Source organism: Enterococcus sp. BWT-B8 (assembly GCF_020567625.1).
In the GTDB taxonomy this organism is placed as follows: Bacteria; Bacillota; Bacilli; order Lactobacillales; family Enterococcaceae; genus Enterococcus_L.
The window spans coordinates 62,881-79,348 of sequence record NZ_JAJDJV010000001.1; the positions used below are offsets into that span (position 1 = coordinate 62,881).

Below are 16,468 nucleotides of genomic sequence, written 5' to 3' on the forward strand. Positions count from 1 at the left end.
AAATCGGAGGATGATTTAGATATGGCAAAAACAAATTTCAAAGGGGTATATGTTAATACCCAAGGACAATTTTATTATGAGATTAGTTTGGGAATTGATAGAATTACGGGTAAACGAGTTAAAGCGAAGTCTCAAAGCTTTGAAAACGGCAGGAAGTTTGAAACAGCTAAAGAAGCTTATACTGAGGCAACTAGATTTATGAACCTTTATTTGCAAAATAATGGCTTCTCAAACCACAACATTACTTATGGACAGTTCATGAAGCAGGATTACATCCCTTTTTATGAATCAGATGTTCAAGAGAGTACCTTTGAATCCCGAAAACCTATGTTAGATGTGCTTGTAAGACGTTTTGGAAAGAAGAAACTTCGTGACTTGACCGTTCAGGATGCTCAAAACTTTAGAACATGGCTTCTTTCTAAAAAAGGCGTTAACTACTCACAAGCATACGCAAGCTTATCTTATGGAACATTCAAGAAAACATGAGAATTTGCTGTAAATTTACAGTATTTGAATGTAAACGTTGCAAGTAAAGTGAAAGCTATTCCAAAAGGTAGAGCTCATGTAGAATATTGGACAAAGAACGACTTTGAAAAAGTCATTACGACTATCTATATAGAGGATTTCTACGACCACCTTATCTTTGTGATGTTATGGGTCTATTTTAATACAGGTGTTCGAGTGAATGAAGGCTGTGCTCTATGGTGGAAAGACGTTAATTTTTCAAAAAAGGAACTGCGAGTTAGCCATATGTTGAAGCTTAAATCAAAAACGAATTGGCATCGCCAAAACTACACTAAAACTGAAGCTGGAAGTCGTATTATCACGCTAGATGATGACACAATTGAAATCTTAAAAGTCTGAAAAAAACGACAGCTTGATATAGGTATTACGACAGATTTCATCTTCAGCTATGATGGTGCTTCTATGATGAAATCAACCCTTTCAAGAAACATTAAGAAATACGCTAAAGAAGCTGGTGTGCCAGAGATTCAGGCTAAAGGGCTACGCCATTCTCATGCTAGTTACTTAATCAATGAGCTAAATGCTAATGTATTGGTCATTTCAAAACGGCTAGGGCACTCTTCACCAGATATTACCTTAAAACACTATGCTCATATGTGGGCAGGAGCCGATAAGGAGCTTGCACTTGATATGACGGGAAGAATTGCCATAAAAACAGCCCAGCAGAAATTTTTCTATTTCAATGGCAATCAAGCAATAAAAGGCATTGTCTCCAAAAATGTCTCCAGAAATAAAAACAACCCCTAAAAGTGCTGTTATACCAAGGGTTACAGATCTTTTATAACAGCATTGGAGTGGGAACGATTTGTTTTAATATAGAATAAACTGTGTAGTAAATCACTATGATTGATTTGTCAGAATAGAGGATGATGATATCTGTTTGGTGCTAGAAGCTGGACTTCTGCCTATACAGTTGTTTATTGTCTATTCAAGTTTGAATGTCTACCCATTCATCAGAGCGTTGTTTCGCATACAGCACAACTATTAAGACCTGCGACGAGTATTCAAAGAAGCGTAGGAGTAAGCTTTTAACATAGGAATGAATTATTGCTAATTCATTTGATTGTCCTACACATATACCATAATTCATCCTCTGGAAGGAAGTAAAAAAGGAGGGTTGAAATTGGTGTTCTTTGCCGAGTGGCTCTCGTTCTGACTGCATGTTTCATGGACTAGAAACATAACTTATTTTTAATTTGGTCGAAACGCTAATAGAACTGGCAGCCCAAGATAAATAAAATTCTGTCACAAACTTTTTAGTGTTCTCAAGTAATCAGTTTAAGCTGGTTTTTTCTTTTAATTTAGTGAGAAATTAGGAGAAAAGGCTAGTTTTTTATTTATCGGTTAGGTATACTAGATACATATTTTATGAGAAAAAAATGAAACGTTTCTCATTTTAAATATCGTTAAAAGGACAGCAGGTTCTGTTGAAAATCAGGTCTGTTTATAATTGGAAAGAAGAAGATGCCTGGTTTGCAGATTGAACAGCCTGTTTCATTTTTCACTATCCATATACACATTAATTAGTTGGGGGAAATAAAATTATGAAAGAAAAGTTGAAAATCGGTTTACTGGGACTGGGAACAGTAGGTTCCGGTGTTCCAACAATCCTTCAGGAGCATCGTGAGAAGATTTCTCAGGTGACAGGGATGGAAGTAGTTATCAGCAAAGCACTTGTTCGTGATGAAAAGGAAAAACAATATCAGTCTGAACGATTTGATATTGATCTGACTACGGATGTTGAGGAAATCATCAATGATACGGAAATCAGCATTGTTGTGGAACTGATTGGAAAAGTAGAACCGGCTAAAACTTTTATTACAAGAGCGCTTAAGAATGGCAAGCATGTCGTTACGGCAAATAAAGACTTGTTGGCTCAACATGGCAGTGAGCTTGTGGCGTTGGCACAGGAAAATCATTGTGATTTGTATTATGAAGCCAGTGTTGCCGGGGGGATACCCATTCTGCGAACAATAGCAAATAGTCTTGCAGCTGATGATATTCAGAAGGTTCTTGGGATTGTGAACGGGACAACCAACTATATGCTGACAAAGATGCTGTCGGAAAAGAAATCCTACGAGCAAGCGTTGAAAGAAGCACAGGATTTAGGTTTCGCTGAATCTGATCCGACAAATGATGTAGACGGGATTGATGCAGCATACAAAATGGTCATTCTCAGCCAATTTGCGTTTGGAATGAACATTGCACTGGATCAGGTTGACAAAAAAGGGATTAGAGGAATTACTTCCGATGATGTGTCAATAGCGTCTCATTTAGGGTATGAAATTAAGCTGATCGGTTCTTCTGAAAAAAGCAATGGCGGGATTGCTGTTGAAGTGGGCCCAATGCTGGTAGCTAAATCACATCCTTTGGCTTCTGTACGGAATGAATTTAATGCGGTATTTATTAACAGTGCCGGTGTAGGAGAATCTATGTATTACGGACCGGGAGCAGGAGCAAAACCAACTGCAACAAGTGTTGTCAGCGATATCATTACAATTGCAAAAAATATGAATCTGGGGACAACGGGTCATATGTTTAATGAATATCAGCATGAGACAAAATTAACAGACAATGACGGAATTTTTGGGAAATATTACTTCTCAATCGAAGTTCCTGACAAGTCGGGACAAATTTTACTTCTAACCAAGCTGATGGCTGAAGCAAACGTAAGTCTGGATCAGATGCTTCAACAGAAATCTGATGGGACTCGCGCCAAGGTCGTGTTGATTACACATACGATTACGAAAGAACAGATGCTGAAAGTAACAGATCAAATAGAAGCTGTTTCAGATTTCGAGCTGTTGAATACGTTGAAAGTTTTGGAGGGATGATACAATGTACGAAGGATTACTAAAACAATATAAAGAGTACTTACCGATTACTGAGAAAACACCGATGATTTCTCTGGCAGAAGGCAATACGCCTTTAATTCCATTAAATAATTTATCAAAAGAGCTTGGAATTACTCTTTACGGAAAATATGAAGGATTAAATCCTACTGGTTCATTTAAGGACCGCGGTATGGTTATGGCTGTAGCAAAGGCTGTTGAAGACGGAGCGAAAGCTATTATCTGTGCATCAACAGGAAATACCAGTGCAGCAGCGGCAGCTTATGCGACACGTGCCGGAATCAAAGCCTATGTTATTATTCCTGATGGGAAGATTGCGATGGGAAAACTGGCTCAGGCGATCATTTACGGTGCCGATATTATTTCTATTCCGGGTAACTTTGACGAAGCGCTGAAGGCTGTTAGAGATATTGCACAAACAGAAGCAGTGGCATTAGTCAATTCAGTGAATCCTTATCGTCTTGAAGGGCAGAAAACAGCAGCGTTTGAAGTTTGCGAACAGTTGGGCAAATCTCCGGATGTACTTGCAATTCCTGTTGGGAATGCCGGTAATATTTCTGCTTACTGGAAAGGGTTTAAAGAATGGCATGATGTGAAAGGAACTCTTCTTCCAAGGATGCACGGCTTTGAAGCAGAAGGAGCTGCGGCAATCGTAAAAGGAGAAGTCATCGAACAGCCTGAAACAGTGGCAACAGCGATCCGTATCGGCAATCCAGCCAGCTGGAAACTGGCTGAAGCAGCGAGAGATGAATCAAAAGGATACATTGACAGTGTGACAGATGAAGAAATTTTAAATGCCTATCGCAAAGTAGCTGCACAGGACGGTGTATTTATCGAACCAGGTTCAGCAGCATCTTTGGCGGGAGTTATTCAGCATGTTCAATCCGGAAAAATAAAACAAGGTGAAACGGTTGTAGCTGTCTTTACCGGAAACGGCTTGAAAGATCCGGATACTGCACTGAATGTAGTAGATGTATCGATCTCAAAAATGAGTGATCTCGAAGAAATGCGTCTTCATTTACGTGATGGAGTGGCTAGTTTATGAAGATAAGAGTTCCGGCGACCAGTGCTAATTTAGGACCTGGTTTTGACTCCTGCGGCATTGCGCTGTCCCAGTTCTTGAGTGTTGAAATTGTGAAAGATACAGAAGAGTGGGAGATTGAGCACTCGCTTGGTGAGGAAATCCCCAGGGATAAAAAAAATTTGCTGATTCAAACAGCATTAAAGGTGAATCCTAAATTATCACCAAAGCGGTTGAAGATGACATCGGATATTCCATTAGCAAGAGGATTGGGCAGCAGCTCCAGTGTAATTGTTGCCGGCATTGAACTGGCGAATCGTTTAGGCGGCATGCATTTGTCGCAAAAAGATAAGGTCCAGATTGCGACAGAGATAGAAGGCCACCCTGATAATGTAGCTCCGGCTATATGTGGTGATTTTGTAGTAGCCAGCTATGTAGATGGGGAAGTGCGTTATGTTAAACATCATTTTCCGATGTGTGATGTGATTGCTTATGTTCCCGATCGTGAGCTGCTGACAAAAGAAAGCCGCGAGGTACTTCCTCAAACAATGTCTTATCAGGCAGCAGTCCAGGCCAGCTCCATTGCAAATGTGATGATTGCCGCTATTTTGAATGGTAATCTGCCGCTAGCCGGTGCCATGATGGAAAAGGATCGCTGGCATGAATCTCATAGAAAGCATCTAGTTCCTCATTTAACTGAAATACGCACTCTGGCTCATCAAGTAGGTGTTTATGGTGCCTTTCTAAGTGGAGCAGGACCGACAGTTCTAGTTCTATCTCCAGAAGATAAGACAGACCAGATGATTAAAGAACTTGAAAAATTAACAATGGAGGCTTCCATTCATCTGTTGTCGGTTGATCAGGAAGGTGTCCAGGTATTCTAGATTAGTAAAAAAGACTGGAATGACAAGTCGGTTTCGAAAAGGTACAGGTTTGATTTAACTTTTTGAGACGACTTCATTCTCAGTCTTTTTGTGTTCAAGTGGACGAATAATTTTTACTTTACGTCGAATAAACATGAATTCGCAAGCTCATTCAGCCTGAAGGATGAATGCGAGAAATTATAGTACAATAATAGTGGAAAGGGAAAAAACGCCACTAATTTGGAAAAGTTAGTTATGCCGAATGTCAAACTGGCTTGCTTTATTTCTTGAGAACCCTGAAATATAGCCAATGAGCATGTGCATAAAAAGTTGATTTTTCATGGAATGAAGCACTCCTTTCCCAAAAAAGTGCTGGTAGAGATTCTCAAGGAATTCTCTACCAGCACGAAATATCATACAACCATAATTTTTATTCTTCTGCGGAATAGTAGCTGTGATCTTCCAAATGCAAAGCATTTAAAATCATTGCAGCAGTCTCTTCAATTGAAAGAGAGGCTACATTAATTGTTACGCAGTCAAGTTTTTTGTAAAGATCCGCAGCATAAGTCAGTTCTTTCCGGATTTTTTCAATATCCGAATAGGAAGTATCTGCGGGCAAACCATAAGCTCTCATTCGCTCTTTCCGGATGCCGTTCAAGATCTCTGGATCATTTGTAAGCCCTACAATTTTTTTCGGGTCCATTTCCCATAATTCTTTTGGCAGATGTGCTTCTGGGATTAACGGAAGATTAGCAACCTTCAAGTTTTTATTCGCTAAAAATAGACTTAATGGAGTTTTTGATGTTCTTGAAACACCCAGCAGTAAAACATCTGCTTCAAGAAACCCACGAGGATCTTTACCATCATCGTATTTAACCGCAAATTCCATTGCTTCAATCCGATTAAAATAATTTTCATTTAAGTGGTGCAGAGCACCTGCTTCACCGCTTCTGGAGATCCCCGTAAAGCGTTCAATCTCTTCAATAGGAGAGGTTAGAATGTCAAAATGATAAAGTGCATTTTTTTCAAAGAAATCTGTTGCTGTTTTTACAAGCTCCTTACTAATAATTGTGTACAGGATCATTGCATTTTCATTTTTAGCTTCTTCAAGCGCCTGTTCAAGCTTATCCTTTTCTTTGACAAAAGTTCTTCTGTACAAAGAAAAATCCACGGTTGGGAACTGAGCCATGATGGCAGCAGCTTGTTTTGAAGCAGTCTCACCTGCTGAATCAGAAATAACAAAAATAGTAACTGTTTTCTTTTCAGTATTTTCCATAAAAACAACCTTTCTTGATTTTTTTCTGAGATTATTATACCATACAACTTAGGAGATAGTTCGTAATAATTTCGATTTAGAAGGAGCAAAAGTATGAGCCAAGTTAAATCAAAGGTAGAACAGTCACTTGAAACTATGAAGGAGCATGGTCTGAAATATACAAAAAAAAGAGAAGCCATTATTACATATCTGATAAAAAGGAATCGATACATATCTGCAAAAGAAGTCTATGAGTTCATGAATGGGGAGTATAAGGGCGTGAGCTACGACACGATTTATCGGAATCTGCATGATTTTGAAGAGATGGAGCTGCTTGAAACAACCGATCTAAATGGAGAAAAGAAATATCGGTTTCACTGCAGCCATGAACTTGAGCATCATCACCATTTTATCTGTGTGGTTTGCGGAAAAACAAAGGAAATTCATATGTGTCCGATGCAGTACTTTGAAGAGCAGCTGAATGGCTGCAGTATAGAAGGACATCGATTTGAAATTCTTGGAAGATGTGAAAACTGTCAATGATTTTCAGAAAAAACAGGTTAGAATTTTGAATAAATAAAATATTTTCGTCAATTTTTCATTACAGAGGTTGACGATAAAATGTGCATTAGCTATAATGTAAAAAGGACAGTATTCTATTTATGAATTTACTTTATAAATAAGAAAAACGGTTACTTTTTAAGCCCGGAGGGAGGGAATTACAATGTCAAAAACTGTCGTTCGTAAAAACGAATCTCTTGATGACGCTCTTCGTCGCTTCAAACGTTCCGTTTCAAAAGCGGGTACTCTGCAAGAGTCTCGTAAACGTGAATTCTACGAAAAACCAAGCGTAAAACGCAAGAAAAAATCAGAAGCTGCTAGAAAACGCAAAAAATTCTAGTTTCTGATGAAGTGGAGCTGGTTGCATGTCATTATTGACAACTTTGAATGACGATATTAAAACAGCAATGAAAGCGAAGGACAAAAATTCTTTAGCTGTTCTGCGCTTGTTGAAGACCGGCATTCAAAATGAGCAGATCAACGTAGGCCGTGATTTGAACGGAGACGAAGAATTAACTGTTTTATCTCGTGAGATGAAGCAGAGAAAAGATTCTTTAATGGAGTTTGAAAAAGCGGGACGTGAAGATCTAGTCGAGAAAGCAAAAATTGAAATTGCAATTGTTGAGAAATATATGCCGGAACAGCTTTCTGAAGAGGATCTTCGGAAGATTGTGACAGCAGCCATTGAAAAAACCGAAGCGACTTCTCAAGCAGAGTTTGGGAAAGTGATGGGTGCAGTGATGCCGCAGATAAAAGGTAAAGCAGATGGTAACTCAGTAAATGCAATGGTCAAAGAGCTATTACAAAAGAATTAAGCAGAAAAGCAGTTGGGAGCTTTCGTTTCCAGCTGTTTTTTCTATTTTTATAAAAAATGCAGGACTTGCTCACTGTTTCTTTCAGCTGATATGATCGGAGTGTCAGATAGTAAATTGAGAGCATTCATTTGGTTTTTCTGCAGAGCTTAATAATTTAATCTTATTATTTTGCTGTTAAATGTTTAAAAGAACATTCTATTTATCATGGTTGTTGACCTAATGTCTTTTGACTATCTTAGAAGAGAATGACAGTTTTTTTAATCAACAATGACTGCTTCTTTTTTATGGAAGAAGAATATGGTATCATTACTAGGAATGTAAATAAAAGGAGCTGGACTTTTTTTGACAGAAAATGGAAATCGTGAAATTTCTATAGAAATTAAATTGACAGATACTGATGATGCGAGCATGCTGTTTGGCACACATGACAAACACTTAAAATTTTTAGAAGAGAATGGTGCCGTAATCATCAATACCAGGGGAGAAGTTATCCAAATTATAGGACAGGAAGAAAATGTTCAGATTGTAGGCTCTGTTTTTCGTTCACTTCAGACACTGATTAGTCGGGGAATCAAAATAGGCACTCCTGATGTAGTGACTGCGTTAAAAATGGCTAAGAATCAGCAGCTTGATGCATTCATAGCAATGTACGAAGAAGAAATCCTAAAAGATCATTACGGAAAATCAATCCGTCCCAAAAGCTCTGGACAGAAGAAATATATAGATGCCATCAAAAATCATGATGTTGTATTTGGAATAGGTCCGGCTGGAACCGGGAAAACATACTTAGCTGTGGTGATGGCTGTAGCTGCTTTAAAAAAAGGGCAGGTTCAGAAGATTATTTTAACTCGTCCGGCTGTCGAAGCAGGAGAAAATCTTGGCTTTCTTCCAGGTGATTTGAAGGAAAAAGTCGATCCGTATCTTCGACCTGTTTATGATGCGCTGTATCAAATTTTCGGTGTGGAACATACGAATCGCCTGATGGAGCGAAATGTGATTGAGATTGCACCGCTAGCCTATATGAGAGGGCGGACGTTAGATGATGCATTTGTCATATTGGATGAAGCACAGAATACGACTGTTGCTCAAATGAAAATGTTTTTGACACGTCTGGGCTTTCAATCAAAAATGATTGTTAATGGGGATACCAGCCAAATCGATTTGCCCCGAGGTGTTGTTAGCGGACTTGTTCATGCAGAGCGGACATTGAGAACGATTAATAAAATCTCGTTTGTTCATTTTGAGACAGGGGATGTAGTAAGACATCCAATCGTGGCAGAGATTATTCGCGCATATGATGAAGAGAAAAATAACTCTTAAAAATTTTTAAAGGAAGGAGCGATTTTCTTTTGAAGCAATGGCTGCTTAAAGTACGTGATAAGCTGGGTAAGACATTTATTCCCACCTTACTCGTTGTTTTTTCAATTTTGATATTTGGTGTTGTGTTTGGAAGTGTTTACGAGAAGAAGATAGCTATTAAAGAGGGACAACTTGCAGATACAACGATTCGTGCGAATAAGAATATTGAAAATACATATGAAACGGAACAAAAAAAGAAACTGGCTGCAGAAGCAGTCACTCCTGAATATATTTTTCAAGAGGATACAGCTGATATTCAGTATGAACGGATAGAAAAGCTTTTTGCATTGATTTATACGGCAAACGAAAAAATAGATAAAGCTTATGAAACAGAGAAATCAGAAGCTAAAAAGGATGAAACCATTCCTCAGCCGACGAATGAAGAACGTGTAGCTGCGTTAAAATCAGAATTTGAAAAGCTGAATCAGGATGAAGTGACACTGTACCAATCATTTCCAAGTGTTTTTTATCAAAATATTTTTAATCTGACCGGTGAACAAATCGATGTGGTAAAAACAGAAAGTTTGAAAATTATTGATGAGACAATGCAGAATCATGTTCGTGAAAATGAACTTTCTGAGATACGACAAAAAGCCATTAACAAAATTCAGTTTCTTGATGTATCCTCAATGATGCAGCAGGAGATTCGCTATGTGGTAAATGCAGGGATTGTTGCAAATGATTTTCCAAATGAAAAGAAAACTGATGAGTTAAGACAGGCAGCTCGTAATGCTGTACAGCCGGTAATGATCTATCAGGGTGAAATTATTGTTCGTGAAGGAACTCAAATTGATGCAAAAGCTATAGAAAAACTGAAACTGCTGGGAATGACAAACCAAAATCCTTCGGTTTTTCCGATCGTAGCACTTACCTTGACAATTTTATTCCAAGTGATTGTACTGATCTTTTTCTCAAAGCAGATAAGCAAGGAAGAAAGCAGGCGCTCCTTTATTCTTTTTTATGTGAGTGCCATGTCCATCAGTATTCTATTGATGAAGTTTTTCCAGCTTTTCCAAAGTGAACAGCTGCTTTATATTCCATTATTTTTCCCTGCTGCATTTGTTCCGCTGGTACTCAGCTTTTTTGTAAATCGCCGTGCGGGAATTTTGTCAGCAGTCTTTCAGGTGCTGTTTGCACTCTTTGTATTTTATGATTCTATAGGTACCAACACATTAACTATTATTTTGGTAACCTATCTATTTGCCGGGTCACTGGCAGCTGTAGTCAATCGAACACGTATTAGTCAACAAGGGTGGAGTGCTGCTGTCTGGGTCATTTTAATGCCGATCTTTATGAACTTTATTCTGGCTATTTATCAGGGGATGGGTTTGTTGGATGGAAAAACATGGACAATGCTGATTTCTGCTCTGGCAGGAAGTGTTCTTGCGTTCTTATTGACAATGGGTCTGCACCCATATATTGAATTGATTGTCACGGATGATAGTATGATTGTGTTGAATGAATTGAGTAATCCGAATCATCCTCTGTTAAAACGGCTGCTGGAAGAAGCTCCGGGAACTTATCATCACAGTATGATGGTAGCAAGTTTGAGTGCGAATGCAGTGGCTGAAATCAGCGGACGTTCCTTATTGACTCGTGTAGCCTGTTATTATCACGATATAGGAAAGCTGAAGCATGCGAATTTCTTTGTTGAGAATCTGCCTGCCGGGGCTGAAAATCCGCATAATTTCCTTCTGCCGGAAGACAGTAAGCAAATTATTTTTGGTCATGTGATTGATGGAGCCAAGATTTTGGAAGAGTATAACATGCCTGAAATGGTTATTGACATTTGTCGGCAGCATCATGGAACAACACTTATGAAGTTCTTTTATATGAAAGAAAAGGAGCGTAATCCAGAAACTTTGGAAGTCGATTTTCGATATCCGGGTCCTAAGCCTCAAACGAGAGAAGCAGGAATAGTTAATATTGCAGACACTTGTGAAGCGGCTGTTCGGGCAATGAGCAACCCGACAAATGAAAAAATTAGAGAGTTTGTTCATTCTGTTATTCAGGAACGAATTTCTGATGGTCAGCTTGATGAGTGCGGATTGACAATGCGGGAAATTCGTAAAGTGGAAAAATCGCTGATTAACGGTCTTTGCAGTACGTTCCATTCCAGAATCAAATATCCTAAAATGAAATCTGAAGCTGAAAAAATGAAAGATGAACAGGAAAAGAGAGAGGTTTAATGGATATTACTTTTATTGATAAAACAGAGAAGGTCTCCGCCGATCATGTGGAGGAGGTGGAAAATCTGCTGCAGTTTGCAGCAGATTTTCTGGAAATTTCTGAAGATACAGAATTATCTGTGACCTTTATGGATAATGAAGAGATTCGTGTAATCAACAGAGATTATCGTGGAAAAGATACAGCGACAGATGTAATCAGCTTTGCACTGGAAGAAGAAGGCGCTGGTGAGATGCCGATAATCTTTGATGAGGAAGAAAGCGCCCTATTCCCAAGAAATCTTGGAGATCTTATGATTTCGATTGAACGTGCAGAGGAGCAGGCGGCAGATTATGGACACTCCTTTGAAAGAGAACTTGGTTTTTTGGCAGTTCATGGATTTCTGCATTTAAACGGCTATGATCATATGAATGAAGCAGATGAGAAAGAGATGTTCGACTTACAGAAAGAGATACTGAATGCCTATGGACTTGAAAGATAAACAGACAGAAAAAAATAAACACTTTGTTGCGTCTCTAGAATTCGCACTTCAGGGAATTCGTACGGTTTTCAAAGAAGAACGAAATATGCGGACACATCTGCTTGCGGCGATTGCAGCAGTTATCTTCGGCTTCGTTTTTAAGTTATCTGCAGGAGAATGGCTTTGGCTGATTCTTAGTATTTTTCTGGTATTTGTTGTTGAAATTATCAATACTGCATTTGAAAATGTAGTAGATATGGTTACAGATTTTCATTTTCATCCTATTGGGAAAAAAATTAAAGATATGGCAGCAGGCGCTGTGCTGATTACTGCACTTTTCTCTATGTTCGTCGGACTGATTATCTTTTTACCGAAATTCTGGGGTTTGTTAAAGGATTTTCTTTAAACATTGATTGGTAATTATATAAACAGATTATATATGCAGATAACTCTTTCTGCACTTGAGACATCATCATAATAATAAGTACTACGAAATCAAAATAGAGAAGACAAGGGGAAAATACATGACAGAAACACATAAATCAGGATTTGTGGCTATTGTAGGCAGACCGAATGTGGGGAAATCGACATTGTTAAATCGAATTGTCGGTCAGAAAATTGCTATTATGAGCGATAAGGCTCAAACAACTAGAAATAAAATTCAGGGAGTTTATACAGTACCGGAAGCACAGCTGATATTTATTGATACCCCAGGGATTCACAAACCTAAGCATCGATTAGGAGATTTTATGGTGGAGACTGCCTACAGCGCTTTGAGGGAAGTGGATGCAGTGCTGTTCATGATCAGTGCCGATCAAAAACGCGGCAAAGGTGATGACTTTATTATTGAGCGTCTTAAAAATCAACAGGCACCGGTCTTTTTAATTATTAATAAAATTGATAAGGTTCATCCAGATGAGCTGTTGGGAATCATTGAAGACTACTCCAATCAAATGGAATTTGCAGAAGTTGTTCCTATTTCGGCAACAGAAGGAAACAATGTAGAGCGAATGATGGATACATTAATTGTAAAAATGCCGGAAGGACCGCAGTATTTCCCAGAGGATCAGGTAACAGATCACCCGGAATACTTTATTGTTTCAGAGCTTGTCAGAGAAAAAGTATTGCTTTTGACCAGAGATGAAATTCCTCACTCTGTCGCAGTTGTTGTGGATTCAATGAAGCGGGACGAAAATGATAAAGTCCATATTCAGGCCACTGTCATCGTAGAACGGGACAGTCAAAAAGGAATTATTATTGGAAAAGGCGGAAAAATGCTGAAGCAGATTGGTACAAAAGCCCGCAGAGATATTGAACATCTGCTAGATGATAAAGTTTATCTGGAACTGTGGGTTAAGGTTCAGAAAGACTGGCGTGATAAAAAAATCTATCTGCAGGACTTTGGTTATCGTAAGGATGACTACTAAACGATTATCGAAAATTTAAATGAAGTGTTTATCCCGCCGCTTATTCGGGGGTAGATACGAAGAGAGTTGGGAACTTTTGGTATGCTCCCTCTCTTTTTTCTTTTGATCGTATATTCCTTTGGCTGCTACTAATAAACTGTTCTTTTTTTAATGATTTTGCTAAAATGAAACGATGAGAGGAGGGATTGGTTTATGGCGTTAGGAGAAAGCAAAGGACTCATTCTTTTTACAAGAGACTATAAAGAAAAGGATAAACTTGTGAAAATTTTTACTGAATCTTTTGGAAAACAAATGTTCTTTATTAAGGGGGCACATCGCAAGAACAATCCTATCACTCCGGCTATTCTTCCATTTACTCAGGCAGTATACATAGGTGATTTCAGGTCAGAAGGCTTGTCATTCATTAACGGCAGTAAAGAGGTTAAACCATTTTTCAAGATTCAGCAGGATATTTTTCTCAATGCCTATGCTACCTATATTCTTAACCTGGCAGATACAGCCGTTGAAGATCGTGTCTATGATCCGGGATTGTTCTCATTTACGCTGCAGGCGCTTGAGCTTATTGATGAAGAAAAAGATCCTGAGATTATCACTAATATTTATGAATTGCAAATTCTTCATCGCTTTGGTATTTCCATTGACTGGCAGAGCTGTCGGGTCTGCGGTCAGACAAAGGGAAAATTTGATTATTCTTCCAAATATAGTGGTGTGCTATGTGAGCAGCACTGGCAGATGGATTCGCAGAGATATCATGGGAACCCCAGAGCCATACATTTTATCCGGCTGTTTTCGGCAGTTTCCTATGAGAAGCTTAATAAAATCGAGCTGAATACTCAGACAAAAGCTGAAATCAGAAAAATTATTGATGAGCTGTACGATGAATATGTAGGGATACATTTGAAGAGTAAAAAATTTATTGACCAGATGAAAACCTGGGAAAATACATTGAAAAAGGAACGTGAAACAGATTGAGCTTTAGGGATGGAACTGATTTTTTCAACAAGCATAGTATATCGACCGAATTAAGTCTAAGCTAGGTTTCTAATCCAAGAAATATACAGCATATCCAGTAGTATTACATATGAGACGGCTGGATATGCGCCAATATAAATTAGCAGCTGCTCCAATTAAGGAGAAATGCTTCACATTCAAAGAGTATCGTTCGCATACAGTTCTGCTAATGCCCCTAGATAGGGTAGCTCCTATTCAAGGAATACTTATTGAGGCTGTGCATATAGCAGTCTTATACGATTAAAAGACATGGGACGAGTATTCGAAGAAATGTAGGAACAAACTCCTAATAAATAAGGATATAAAATTTGATCCATTTATCCTCTATCAGAATATTGCATACCATTCTGATAACTGACTTTCTACTATGGAAAATTTTTGTATCTACGAGTCTCACTACACTATACTACACTACACTTCGTTTCGATCTCATCAATTTCTAAACGGCAGAGCCATTAAGAATTGAAGGACTTTGTTTCGATCTCATCAATTTCTAAACGGCAGAGCCATTAAGAATTGAAGGACTTTGTTTCGATCTCATCAATTTCTAAACGGCAGAGCCATTAAGAATTGAAGGACTTCGTTTCGATCTCATCAATTTCTAAATGGCAAAGCCATTAAGAATTGAAGGACCTTGTTCGATTTTTCGATACAAACGCCTCTATTTGGAAAAGCATTGGCGATTTCACGGCTGTTCGTTCTTGTCATTGAAGCATACAGGTTAAAATTTTTTTACCATTGAACATCATGTATATGTATAGCCGATCTTTTATTGTAATTTATAATTTAGTCAGAGCAATAGGATGAGGTTTATTTTATTCAAACAGCTTGTCGGCTTTCCGTTTGAATACTGAATAGGAGCATATTGATTTTTAGAGTGAAATACCTTTCGAGAAAAATTTTTCCAAAATAAAAAATGATTTGACAACTGAAAACGAACCCCTTATTATAAAGAGTAATGAAATAAGTACGTTGAAAAAGAGAAGTAAAAAGGTTTTTGAGCAGACAGCGATTTCGGGAGAGTGTGAGCCGAAAGTCATTCCTTTTGAAAGGCACTTTTGAGTACAGGAAATGAAGCTGCTGGTTATTGAAATCAGAAGTAGGGTGGAACCGCGAATATTTTTCGTCCCTATGTCTCTCTGGAGGCATAGGGATTTTTTCATGGAATGATTCCTGAAAACAATAGAGAGAAGACGATTATATTATATTTAGGAGGAAAAAGAATGGATAACCAAAAATTAACGGTACAAGACATGATTCTCACGCTTCAGAAGTTTTGGTCATCAAATGGCTGTATGCTGATGCAGGCGTATGATACGGAAAAAGGGGCAGGAACGATGAGTCCCTATACTTTTTTGCGGGCGATCGGACCGGAACCGTGGAACGCAGCCTATGTAGAGCCGTCACGTCGACCAGCTGACGGGCGTTACGGCGAGAATCCAAACCGTTTGTACCAGCACCACCAGTTTCAGGTTGTGATGAAGCCGTCGCCGGAAAATATTCAGGAACTTTATCTGGAAAGTCTGCGTCTGTTGGGGATTGAACCGTTGGAACATGATATTCGTTTTGTAGAGGATAACTGGGAAAATCCGTCCATGGGCTGTGCCGGCTTGGGCTGGGAAGTTTGGCTGAACGGAATGGAAATCACGCAGTTTACTTATTTCCAGCAAGTAGGCGGCTTACCTTGCCAACCTGTAACTGCTGAGATTACGTATGGGTTAGAGCGTCTGGCTTCTTACATTCAGGAAGTTGAAAGTGTGTATGATCTGCAGTGGACTGAGGGTGTCAAATATGGAGAAATCTTTAAACAGCCTGAATACGAACACTCTAAGTACTCATTTGAAATCAGCAATCAGGACATGCTTTTGGAAAACTTTGATAGATTTGAAAGAGAAGCGAAGCGCTGTATTGATGAAAATCTGGTGCACCCAGCTTATGACTATATTTTAAAATGCAGCCATACTTTCAATTTACTGGATGCCAGAGGAGCGGTGTCTGTAACCGAACGTGCCGGATACTTGGCTCGAATTCGAAATATGGCAAAATCTGTTGCAAAAATCTTTGTTGCTGAACGAAAGAAACTGGGTTATCCGTTACTGAATAAAGAACGATCAGAGAAGGGAGCTGAATAA

14 protein-coding genes and 1 pseudogene are annotated in these 16,468 nt (G+C 38.7%); 14 read left to right on the forward strand and 1 reads right to left on the reverse strand.

Annotation, left to right across the window (positions count from 1 at the left end; all coding sequences use genetic code 11):
• The first annotated feature begins 21 nt into the window (after nucleotides 1–21).
• The 4 genes and pseudogenes from LI951_RS00280 (at nucleotide 22) to thrB (ending at nucleotide 5,282) form a co-directional block, all read left to right on the forward strand.
• Nucleotides 22–1,309: pseudogene (locus LI951_RS00280) on the forward strand (tyrosine-type recombinase/integrase).
• 760 nt (nucleotides 1,310–2,069) lie between these two features.
• Nucleotides 2,070–3,359 carry a homoserine dehydrogenase gene (locus tag LI951_RS00285; protein WP_202065802.1) on the forward strand — a complete coding sequence of 430 codons (1,290 nt, stop codon included), beginning with the start codon at nucleotides 2,070–2,072 and terminating at the stop codon, nucleotides 3,357–3,359.
• Between the two features lie 4 nt (nucleotides 3,360–3,363).
• Nucleotides 3,364–4,422: a threonine synthase gene (gene thrC / locus LI951_RS00290; protein ID WP_229440912.1), complete on the forward strand. Its 1,059-nt coding sequence runs from the start codon at nucleotides 3,364–3,366 to the stop codon at nucleotides 4,420–4,422.
• Nucleotides 4,419–5,282 carry a homoserine kinase gene (gene thrB / locus LI951_RS00295; protein ID WP_229440913.1) on the forward strand — a complete coding sequence of 288 codons (864 nt, stop codon included), beginning with the start codon at nucleotides 4,419–4,421 and terminating at the stop codon, nucleotides 5,280–5,282. The genes thrC and thrB overlap by 4 nt, the downstream gene beginning before the upstream one ends.
• Nucleotides 5,283–5,691: 409 nt before the next feature.
• Here thrB and LI951_RS00300 read toward each other — a convergent pair whose 3' ends face one another.
• Nucleotides 5,692–6,537: a pyruvate, water dikinase regulatory protein gene (locus LI951_RS00300; protein ID WP_202065808.1), complete on the reverse strand. Its 846-nt coding sequence runs from the start codon at nucleotides 6,535–6,537 to the stop codon at nucleotides 5,692–5,694.
• Between the two features lie 93 nt (nucleotides 6,538–6,630).
• Here LI951_RS00300 and LI951_RS00305 point away from each other — a divergent pair, with 93 nt between their 5' ends.
• The 10 genes from LI951_RS00305 to glyQ all read left to right on the forward strand — a co-directional run bounded on the left by LI951_RS00305 (nucleotide 6,631) and on the right by glyQ (nucleotide 16,468).
• Nucleotides 6,631–7,059, forward strand: a complete 429-nt coding sequence (locus LI951_RS00305) for a Fur family transcriptional regulator (protein WP_202065810.1) — start codon at nucleotides 6,631–6,633, stop codon at nucleotides 7,057–7,059.
• 181 nt (nucleotides 7,060–7,240) lie between these two features.
• Nucleotides 7,241–7,417, forward strand: a complete 177-nt coding sequence (gene rpsU, locus LI951_RS00310; protein WP_002356740.1) for a 30S ribosomal protein S21 — start codon at nucleotides 7,241–7,243, stop codon at nucleotides 7,415–7,417.
• A gap of 25 nt (nucleotides 7,418–7,442) precedes the next feature.
• Nucleotides 7,443–7,892, forward strand: coding sequence for a GatB/YqeY domain-containing protein (locus LI951_RS00315; RefSeq protein ID WP_229440914.1), 450 nt, complete (start codon nucleotides 7,443–7,445; stop codon nucleotides 7,890–7,892).
• A gap of 408 nt (nucleotides 7,893–8,300) precedes the next feature.
• Nucleotides 8,301–9,212, forward strand: a complete 912-nt coding sequence (locus LI951_RS00320; protein WP_202066200.1) for a PhoH family protein — start codon at nucleotides 8,301–8,303, stop codon at nucleotides 9,210–9,212.
• A 29-nt stretch (nucleotides 9,213–9,241) separates the two neighbouring features.
• Nucleotides 9,242–11,440: an HD family phosphohydrolase gene (locus LI951_RS00325; RefSeq protein WP_202065812.1), complete on the forward strand. Its 2,199-nt coding sequence runs from the start codon at nucleotides 9,242–9,244 to the stop codon at nucleotides 11,438–11,440.
• Nucleotides 11,440–11,919, forward strand: coding sequence for an rRNA maturation RNase YbeY (gene ybeY, locus LI951_RS00330; protein WP_202065814.1), 480 nt, complete (start codon nucleotides 11,440–11,442; stop codon nucleotides 11,917–11,919). The genes LI951_RS00325 and ybeY overlap by 1 nt, the downstream gene beginning before the upstream one ends.
• Nucleotides 11,903–12,304, forward strand: a complete 402-nt coding sequence (locus LI951_RS00335; RefSeq protein ID WP_202066202.1) for a diacylglycerol kinase family protein — start codon at nucleotides 11,903–11,905, stop codon at nucleotides 12,302–12,304. The genes ybeY and LI951_RS00335 overlap by 17 nt, the downstream gene beginning before the upstream one ends.
• Nucleotides 12,305–12,422: 118 nt before the next feature.
• On the forward strand, nucleotides 12,423–13,325 hold the full coding sequence (gene era / locus LI951_RS00340) for a GTPase Era (RefSeq protein WP_229440915.1): 903 nt from the start codon (nucleotides 12,423–12,425) through the stop codon (nucleotides 13,323–13,325).
• Nucleotides 13,326–13,517: 192 nt separating this feature from the next.
• A complete protein-coding gene (recO, locus tag LI951_RS00345; RefSeq protein WP_229440916.1) occupies nucleotides 13,518–14,297 on the forward strand; it encodes a DNA repair protein RecO in 780 nt (259 codons plus the stop codon).
• Nucleotides 14,298–15,559: 1,262 nt separating this feature from the next.
• Nucleotides 15,560–16,468 carry a glycine--tRNA ligase subunit alpha gene (glyQ, locus tag LI951_RS00350; protein ID WP_202065818.1) on the forward strand — a complete coding sequence of 303 codons (909 nt, stop codon included), beginning with the start codon at nucleotides 15,560–15,562 and terminating at the stop codon, nucleotides 16,466–16,468.